The following is a 7,865-nucleotide window of genomic DNA, read 5'->3' on the forward strand; positions in this document are numbered from 1 at the left end:
GTTTTTGTATGGTGCCCAGGAGAAGACTCGAACTTCCACGACCTTGCGGTCACTGATACCTGAAACCAGCGCGTCTACCAATTCCGCCACCTGGGCAAAGCTTTGCATCATCTGTAGAAGGCGACTATCGTTCGCTTCACACAGTAGTAACAGATCCTTGGTCATCTGTTACTTGAAAATATTTGGTGCCCAGGAGAAGACTCGAACTTCCACGACCTTGCGGTCACTGATACCTGAAACCAGCGCGTCTACCAATTCCGCCACCTGGGCACACATTCGAGATTAAAAGATGCTTTACAGCGCCGTTCATCTCTACTACAACGTCGGGGTTGTCCGTCGTTGTGGTGCGCACTATACGGACGCTCCCCAAGGCTGTAAACCCCCCAATCAAAAAAAATTTCAAAAAATTCAACTTGTTGATTCCACAGGCCTATTACTGCTCTGGATGCACAGCAGTGGGGGCTGTCCAAGGCAGACATTTCCGGTTTCAATAGGCCTATGCCAGAATTCATATCTATATACCCCAAGGTGAACCCCTTCTGATGGCCGATTGGCAATCCCTCGATCCCGAGGCCGCTCGCGAAGCGGAAAAATATGACAACCCCATTCCCAGCCGTGAGCTGATCCTGCAACGCCTTGCCGACCGTGGCGAGCCCGCTGCGCGCGAGGAACTGGCGAAAGAGTTTGGTCTGTATGAAGAAGACCAGATCGAAGCCCTCCGTCGCCGTCTGCGTGCCATGGAGCGCGACGGCCAGCTTATCTATACCCGGCGCGGCACTTATGCCCCGGTGGATAAGCTCGACCTGATCTGCGGCCGTATCTCCGGCCACCGCGATGGGTTTGGTTTCCTCATCCCCGATGATGGCAGCGATGACCTGTTCCTCAGCCCGTCGCAAATGCGCCTGGCCTTCGATGGAGACCGCGCACTGGCGCGCGTGTCGGGTACCGACCGCCGTGGGCGCCGTGAAGGCGTGATCGTCGAGGTCATCTCCCGTGCCCACGAAAGCGTGGTCGGCCGTTACTTTGAAGAAGGCGGCATCGGCTACGTAACCCCGGACAACCCGAAGATCCAGCAAGAAGTGCTGGTGACCGCCGGGCGTAACGGTGGTGCCAAGATCGGCCAGTTCGTCGAGATCAAGATCACCCACTGGCCAACGCCGCGCTTCCAGCCGCAAGGCGATGTGGTAGAAGTCATCGGCAACTACATGGCGCCGGGCATGGAAATCGACGTTGCCTTGCGTAGCTACGACATCCCGCATGTCTGGCCCGATGATGTGGTCAAGGAAGCGCGCAAGTTCCGCTCTGAAGTCGAAGAGAAAGACAAAGAGAAGCGTGTCGACCTGCGTCATTTGCCATTCGTCACCATCGACGGTGAGGACGCCCGCGACTTCGATGACGCTGTCTATTGCGAGCCGCTGGGCAAACTGCGCCTGTTCTCCGGTGGCTGGCGCCTGTATGTGGCCATCGCCGACGTGTCCAGCTACGTGCGCCTGGGCTCGGCCCTGGACGTCGAGGCCCAGCAGCGCGGCAACTCGGTGTACTTCCCCGAGCGTGTGGTGCCGATGCTCCCCGAAGAGCTGTCCAACGGCCTGTGCTCGCTGAACCCGCACGTCGACCGCTTGGCCATGGTCTGTGAAATGACCATGAACAAAGCCGGCCAGATGGTCGACTACCAGTTCTACGAAGGTGTCATCCACTCCCACGCCCGCCTGACCTACAACAAGGTCAGCAGCATGCTCGAGCACGCCCGCACCCGTGAGGGCAAGGCGCTGCGCGAGGAGTACAAGGCGGTCGTGCCTGACCTGAAGAACCTGTACAACCTGTACAAGGTGCTGTTGGATGCCCGTCACACCCGGGGTGCGATCGACTTCGAAACCCAGGAAACCCGCATTATCTTCGGCGATGAGCGCAAAATTGCGGAAATTCGCCCGACCGTGCGTAACGAAGCCCACAAGCTGATCGAGGAATGCATGCTGGCGGCCAACGTGGCCACCGCCGAGTTCCTGCAAAAGCACGGCGTGCCTGCACTGTACCGCGTGCACGACGGCCCGCCGCCGGAGCGCCTGGAAAAACTGCGTGCCTTCCTTGGCGAGCTGGGCCTGAGCCTGCACAAGGGCAAGGACCCGTCGCCAAAGGATTACCAGGCCCTGCTGGCGAGCATCGCCGGGCGCCCGGATTTCCACCTGATCCAGACAGTCATGCTGCGCTCGCTGAGCCAGGCGGTGTACAGCACCGAGAACAACGGCCACTTCGGGCTGAATTACGAGGCGTACACCCACTTCACCTCGCCGATCCGCCGTTACCCTGACCTGCTGGTGCACCGCGCCATCCGCAGCATCATCCGTTCCAAGGTCGATACCCCGCACGTCAAGCGTGCCGGCGCCATGAGCATTCCAAAGGCGCGCATCTACCCATACGACGAGAACACCCTCGAGCAGCTTGGCGAGCAGTGCTCGATGACCGAGCGCCGGGCTGATGAAGCCACCCGTGACGTGGTCAACTGGCTCAAGTGCGAGTACATGAAGGATCGCGTGGGCGAAACCTTCCCCGGTGTGATTACTGCGGTGACCGGTTTCGGCCTGTTCGTCGAACTGACCGACATCTATGTGGAAGGCCTGGTGCACGTCAGTGCGCTGCCGGGCGACTACTACCACTTCGATCCGGTCCATCACCGCCTGTCCGGTGAGCGCACCGGACGCAGCTTCCGCCTGGGCGACTCGATTGAAGTCAAGGTCATGCGTGTTGACCTGGACGAGCGCAAGATCGACTTCGAAGTGGCTGACAAGACGCTGGCTGCGCCAATCGGCCGCAAGCAGCGCGGCGCCGCGTCGGCTGCCGACAAAGCCGACAAGCCCGAGCCAGCACCGGTCGAGGCCAGGGCCACGCCGAAGCCGCGCAGCCGCAAGAGCGAAACCTCCGAGGCGTATTTCCCGAAAGACGCCGTGCAGCGTAACGCCGAAGTGCGCAAAAGCCGTGAAATGAAAAAGGCGCTGATGAGCGATGCCCGCACCGGCAGCTCGTCCAGCAGCAAGTCGGACAAAGGCGGCAAGCCCGCCGGCAAGCCGACCAAGCACCGTAAAGGCCCGCCGAAGTCCGGTGCGCCACGCAAGAGCAAGAGCAAGTCATGAGTCAGCTGGAAAAGATCTACGGCGTGCACGCCGTGCAGGCGTTGCTGCAGCACCATCCGAAGCGGGTCAAGCAGATCTGGCTGTCGGAAGGGCGCAGCGAGCCACGCCTGCAGACCCTGCTGGCGCTGGCTGCAGAAAACCGTGTGCAGGTTGGCCAGGCCGAGCGCCGTGAGATGGATGCCTGGGTCGAAGGCGTTCACCAGGGTGTTGTCGCCGAGGTGAGCCCAAGCCAGGTGTGGGGCGAATTGATGCTCGAGGAGTTGCTTGAGCGCACCGAAACGCCACCGCTGATCCTGGTGCTGGACGGTGTCACCGACCCGCACAACCTTGGCGCGTGCCTGCGCACCGCCGATGCGGCCGGTGCCACGGCGGTGCTCGTGCCCAAGGACAAGTCTGCAACCCTTACGCCTGTTGTGCGCAAGGTGGCCTGCGGCGCGGCAGAGGTGATTCCGCTGGTGGCCGTGACCAACCTCGCGCGCACGCTGGAAAAGCTGCAGCAGCGTGGCTTGTGGGTGGTGGGTACCGCCGGCGAGGCTGAGCAGGAGATCTACCAGCAAGATCTGACCGGGCCTCTGGTGATGATCATGGGCGCAGAAGGCAAAGGCATGCGCCGGCTGACCCGCGAGCATTGCGACTTCCTGGTGAAGTTGCCGATGGGCGGTAGCGTCAGCAGCCTGAACGTTTCGGTGGCCACCGGGGTTTGCCTGTTCGAGGCTGTGCGTCAGCGTCAGGCCAAGCGCTGATCTTCCCCTGTTGCGGGCCATTCGCGGGCGCGCCCGCTCCCACAGGATTTTCACTGGCTTACAAGCAGTGGGGGCCCTGTGGGAGCGGGTTTACCCGCGAAAGGGCCGGTAGCCTGTGAATATGTTTCAGGCTGTTCAAATATTCGCCAATTACCTTGCTTGTGCGCCACGCCTTCTCTACAATTGCGCCCCTTGCCGAGCTGGCAGGCGCACATGTGCCTCCCCTCCGTGCAAGACATACAGTGTCATTCACTCCTTGTCTGACCAGATTCGCTGGCAGACTACTAACCCGTAAGGAGCATTCATGCGTCATTACGAAATCATCTTCCTGGTTCACCCGGACCAGAGCGAGCAAGTCGGCGGCATGGTTGAGCGTTACACCAAGCTGATCGAAGAAGACGGTGGCAAAATCCACCGCCTGGAAGACTGGGGCCGTCGTCAACTGGCCTACGCAATCAACAATGTTCACAAGGCTCACTACGTGATGCTGAACGTTGAGTGCACCGGCAAGGCCCTGGCCGAGCTGGAAGACAACTTCCGCTACAACGATGCCGTTATCCGTAACCTGGTCATCCGTCGCGACGAAGCCGTTACCGGCCAGTCCGAGATGCTGAAGGCTGAAGAAAACCGCAGCGAGCGCCGTGAGCGTCGTGAGCGTCCTGAGCATGCTGACTCCGCCGAAGGCGACGACAGCAATGACAGCGACTCCAGCGATAACGCTGACGAGTAATCCACGGACCTTTAGAGGAGCCTATTAAATGGCACGTTTCTTCCGTCGTCGTAAATTCTGCCGCTTCACTGCTGAAGACGTGAAAGAGATCGACTTCAAAGATCTCAACACCCTGAAAGCTTACGTATCCGAAACCGGCAAGATCGTTCCAAGCCGCATCACCGGTACCAAAGCTCGTTATCAGCGTCAGCTGGCTACCGCTATCAAGCGCGCCCGCTTCCTGGCCCTGCTGCCCTACACCGACAGCCACGGCCGCTGAGACCGGGTCGTCGACAAGCAGTAAGGGATTAGCATGCGAGCGTTAGCAAGTTTCATCATGCGCGGTCGTGTGCAGGCCACCCTCGTGGTGGTCATCAGCGCGGTACTGCCGCTGCTGTTCTGGTTGAGTGCCGCTGCCTGCAGCCTTGTGCTGCTGCGGCGTGGGTTCAAGGATGCTACAACGGTCATCGCCGGCGGCCTGCTGGCGGGTCTGGCCGTGTGGGTCATGGGTGATCCCATCACCTTTCTGGTGATTGCGGGTGCCTTGGCCCTGGCCGCCATGTTGCGTGCCGAGCATCCCTGGAGCCGGGTGTTGCTGGTCAGTGCCGTGTTCGCCGTGGCTTTCAGCCTCGTGCTCGATCTGGCGCTGGCCCAAACCTTCGATGTGCTGGCCAAGGCGTTTGCCGAAGCCATGCCGAAAATCGAGGGGCAGCCGGTACTCTCCGGTGAGCTGATCCGCCCTGTGCTGGTCGCCTCCACAGCAGTGACGGTGCAATTGTTCAGTGTGCTGGCCTTGGTGCTGGCGCGCTACTGGCAGGCAGCGTTGTACAACCCTGGAGGCTTCGGTCGCGAGTTTCGCGCGCTGAAGCTGCCAAAACAGACCATGGCGGTCTTGGTGGCAGTGATGGTGGTGGCTCCGTTTATCGGGCCGCAGTTCATCATCCTGGCATCGGCTTCGAGCCTGGTACTGGTACTGGCCGGCATCGCTTTGATGCATGGGCTGGTGGCACAGGGCCGACTGGCCGGTTTCTGGCTGGTGGGCATGTACGTGACGTTGCCGCTGATCATGCAGCTGATTTATCCGTTGCTGGTGGTTTTGGCCATTGTCGACAGCCTGATTGATTTTCGCGGTCGCAAGTCCCCCAAGGGGAATGACTCCGCGAACGGTGAAGGTTAAAAGTTAAGAGGTTTTACCAAATGGAACTGATCCTGCTGGAAAAAGTCGCTAACCTGGGCAACCTGGGCGACAAAGTAAAAGTTAAGGCTGGTTACGGCCGTAACTTCCTGCTGCCATTCGGCAAGGCCACCGTTGCCAACGCCGCCAACCTGGCTGCGTTCGAAGAGCGTCGCGCCGAGCTGGAAAAAGCAGCTGCTGACCGTAAATCGTCGGCTGAAAGCCGCGCTGCCCAACTGGCCGAGCTGGAAGTGACCATCACTGCCACCGCTGGCGACGAAGGCAAGCTGTTCGGTTCGATCGGCACCCACGATATCGCTGACGCCCTGACCGCCTCCGGCGTTGAAGTGGCCAAGGCTGAAGTTCGTCTGCCGAACGGCACCATCCGTCAGGTTGGCGAATACGACGTAGCCGTGCACCTGCACAGCGACGTTGAAGCCACCGTACGTGTGGTTGTCGTAGCTGCCTAAGCTGCGCTAACTGGCTGGCTCCTTGCGAGTCAGGCGGTTAACATCGGGCACGGTCCTGTTTTATACAGGCCGTGCCCTTTGTCTTTTTCATCCTCCAGAATTCTTTCGTGGCCATGAACGAGATCACAACCTCCGAACAGCTTGACCTGCAAACCGCCGCCCTGAAGGTGCCGCCGCATTCCATCGAGGCCGAACAGGCCGTGCTCGGTGGCCTGATGCTGGACAATGAGGCCTGGGAGCGGGTGCTGGACCAGGTGTCGGACGGCGATTTCTACCGGCATGACCACCGGCTGATCTTCCGCGCCGTGCACAAGTTGGCCGATGCCAACCAGCCATTTGACGTGGTGACCCTGCACGAGCAGTTGGACAAGGAAGGCCTGTCCTCGCAGGTAGGCGGCCTGGCTTACCTGGCCGAGCTGGCCAAGAACACCCCGTCGGTGGCCAACATCAAGGCCTACGCCGCGATCATTCGCGAACGGGCCACACTGCGCCAGCTGATCAGCATCAGTTCCGACATCGCCGACAACGCGTTCAACCCGCAGGGGCGCAACGCTGCAGAGATTCTCGACGATGCCGAGCGGCAGATCTTCCAGATCGCCGAAGCACGGCCAAAGACCGGCGGCCCGGTAGGCGTCAACGAGCTGTTGACCATGGCCATCGACCGCATCGATACGCTGTTCAACTCCGACAGTGATATCACCGGTATTTCTACTGGCTACACCGACCTGGACGAGAAAACCAGCGGCCTGCAGGCAGCCGATTTGATCATTGTCGCCGGTCGTCCGTCGATGGGTAAAACCACCTTCGCCATGAACCTGGTGGAAAACGCCGTTCTGCGCAGCGAAAAGGCGGTGCTGGTGTTCTCCCTCGAGATGCCAGGTGAATCGCTGATCATGCGTATGCTGTCGTCGTTGGGCCGTATCGACCAGACCAAGGTGCGTTCAGGCCAACTGGACGACGACGACTGGCCACGGCTTACCTCCGCAGTCAACCTGCTCAACGACCGCAAGCTGTTCATCGACGATACTGCCGGCATCAGCCCGTCGGAAATGCGTGCGCGCACGCGTCGTCTGGCGCGTGAGCATGGCGAAATCGGCATGATCATGGTCGACTACCTGCAGCTGATGCAGATTCCGGGCTCTTCCGGTGACAACCGCACCAACGAAATTTCCGAAATCTCCCGCTCGCTCAAGGCCCTGGCCAAGGAGTTCAACTGCCCGGTCATCGCCCTGTCGCAGCTGAACCGCTCCCTGGAACAGCGCCCCAACAAACGCCCGGTGAACTCCGACTTGCGTGAATCGGGTGCAATCGAGCAGGACGCCGACGTGATCATGTTCGTGTACCGGGACGAGGTTTATCACCCCGAGACCGAGCACAAGGGGATTGCGGAAATCATCATCGGTAAACAGCGTAACGGCCCTATCGGTTTCGTACGCCTGGCATTTATCGGCAAGTACACCCGCTTCGAGAACCTTGCGCCGGGCATGTACAACTTCGACGATGACGAATAACGCCAGTAAGTCATAAGTGGTTCAAGACTTTTGGTGCTGCTGCGCCGCCCATCGCCGGCAAGCCAGGCTCCCACAGGTACTGCGTAAATCTCAAGCTTTGCACCGTACCCATGGGAGTCTGGCTTGCCGG

General features: G+C 60.2%; 7 protein-coding genes and 2 tRNA genes. 7 read left to right on the forward strand and 2 right to left on the reverse strand.

What is annotated here, in order from left to right:
* Positions 1-9 precede the first annotated feature (9 nt).
* Positions 10-96: transfer RNA gene (locus ACK1VC_RS01300), tRNA-Leu, on the reverse strand.
* Between the two features lie 87 nt (positions 97-183).
* Positions 184-270: transfer RNA gene (locus ACK1VC_RS01305), tRNA-Leu, on the reverse strand.
* A 272-nt stretch (positions 271-542) separates the two neighbouring features.
* Here ACK1VC_RS01305 and rnr point away from each other — a divergent pair.
* The 7 genes from rnr to dnaB all read left to right on the forward strand — a co-directional run bounded on the left by rnr (position 543) and on the right by dnaB (position 7,735).
* The gene (gene rnr / locus ACK1VC_RS01310; RefSeq protein WP_070086515.1) at positions 543-3,128 is read left to right on the forward strand and encodes a ribonuclease R; all 2,586 of its coding nucleotides are present in this window, start codon (positions 543-545) and stop codon (positions 3,126-3,128) included.
* Positions 3,125-3,871, forward strand: a complete 747-nt coding sequence (gene rlmB, locus ACK1VC_RS01315) for a 23S rRNA (guanosine(2251)-2'-O)-methyltransferase RlmB (RefSeq protein WP_016489436.1) — start codon at positions 3,125-3,127, stop codon at positions 3,869-3,871. The genes rnr and rlmB overlap by 4 nt, the downstream gene beginning before the upstream one ends.
* Before the next feature lie 304 nt (positions 3,872-4,175).
* Positions 4,176-4,601: a 30S ribosomal protein S6 gene (rpsF, locus tag ACK1VC_RS01320; protein ID WP_003249557.1), complete on the forward strand. Its 426-nt coding sequence runs from the start codon at positions 4,176-4,178 to the stop codon at positions 4,599-4,601.
* A gap of 28 nt (positions 4,602-4,629) precedes the next feature.
* A complete protein-coding gene (gene rpsR, locus ACK1VC_RS01325) occupies positions 4,630-4,860 on the forward strand; it encodes a 30S ribosomal protein S18 (RefSeq protein ID WP_003249563.1) in 231 nt (76 codons plus the stop codon).
* Positions 4,861-4,893: 33 nt separating this feature from the next.
* Positions 4,894-5,757, forward strand: a complete 864-nt coding sequence (locus ACK1VC_RS01330; RefSeq protein ID WP_016489435.1) for a hypothetical protein — start codon at positions 4,894-4,896, stop codon at positions 5,755-5,757.
* A gap of 20 nt (positions 5,758-5,777) precedes the next feature.
* Positions 5,778-6,224, forward strand: coding sequence for a 50S ribosomal protein L9 (gene rplI / locus ACK1VC_RS01335; RefSeq protein WP_012316464.1), 447 nt, complete (start codon positions 5,778-5,780; stop codon positions 6,222-6,224).
* A 113-nt stretch (positions 6,225-6,337) separates the two neighbouring features.
* A complete protein-coding gene (dnaB, locus tag ACK1VC_RS01340) occupies positions 6,338-7,735 on the forward strand; it encodes a replicative DNA helicase (protein ID WP_023046912.1) in 1,398 nt (465 codons plus the stop codon).
* Positions 7,736-7,865: the final 130 nt, after the last annotated feature.

Source organism: Pseudomonas sp. XP2, assembly GCF_053557975.1.

Coding starts and splice junctions, on each gene's coding strand:
- rplI (WP_012316464.1), top strand. CDS start 5,778: ATGGAACTGATCCTGCTGGAAAAAGTCGCTAACCTGGGCAACCTGGGC.
- rpsF (WP_003249557.1), top strand. CDS start 4,176: ATGCGTCATTACGAAATCATCTTCCTGGTTCACCCGGACCAGAGCGAG.
- rnr (WP_070086515.1), top strand. CDS start 543: ATGGCCGATTGGCAATCCCTCGATCCCGAGGCCGCTCGCGAAGCGGAA.
- dnaB (WP_023046912.1), top strand. CDS start 6,338: ATGAACGAGATCACAACCTCCGAACAGCTTGACCTGCAAACCGCCGCC.
- rlmB (WP_016489436.1), top strand. CDS start 3,125: ATGAGTCAGCTGGAAAAGATCTACGGCGTGCACGCCGTGCAGGCGTTG.
- ACK1VC_RS01330 (WP_016489435.1), top strand. CDS start 4,894: ATGCGAGCGTTAGCAAGTTTCATCATGCGCGGTCGTGTGCAGGCCACC.
- rpsR (WP_003249563.1), top strand. CDS start 4,630: ATGGCACGTTTCTTCCGTCGTCGTAAATTCTGCCGCTTCACTGCTGAA.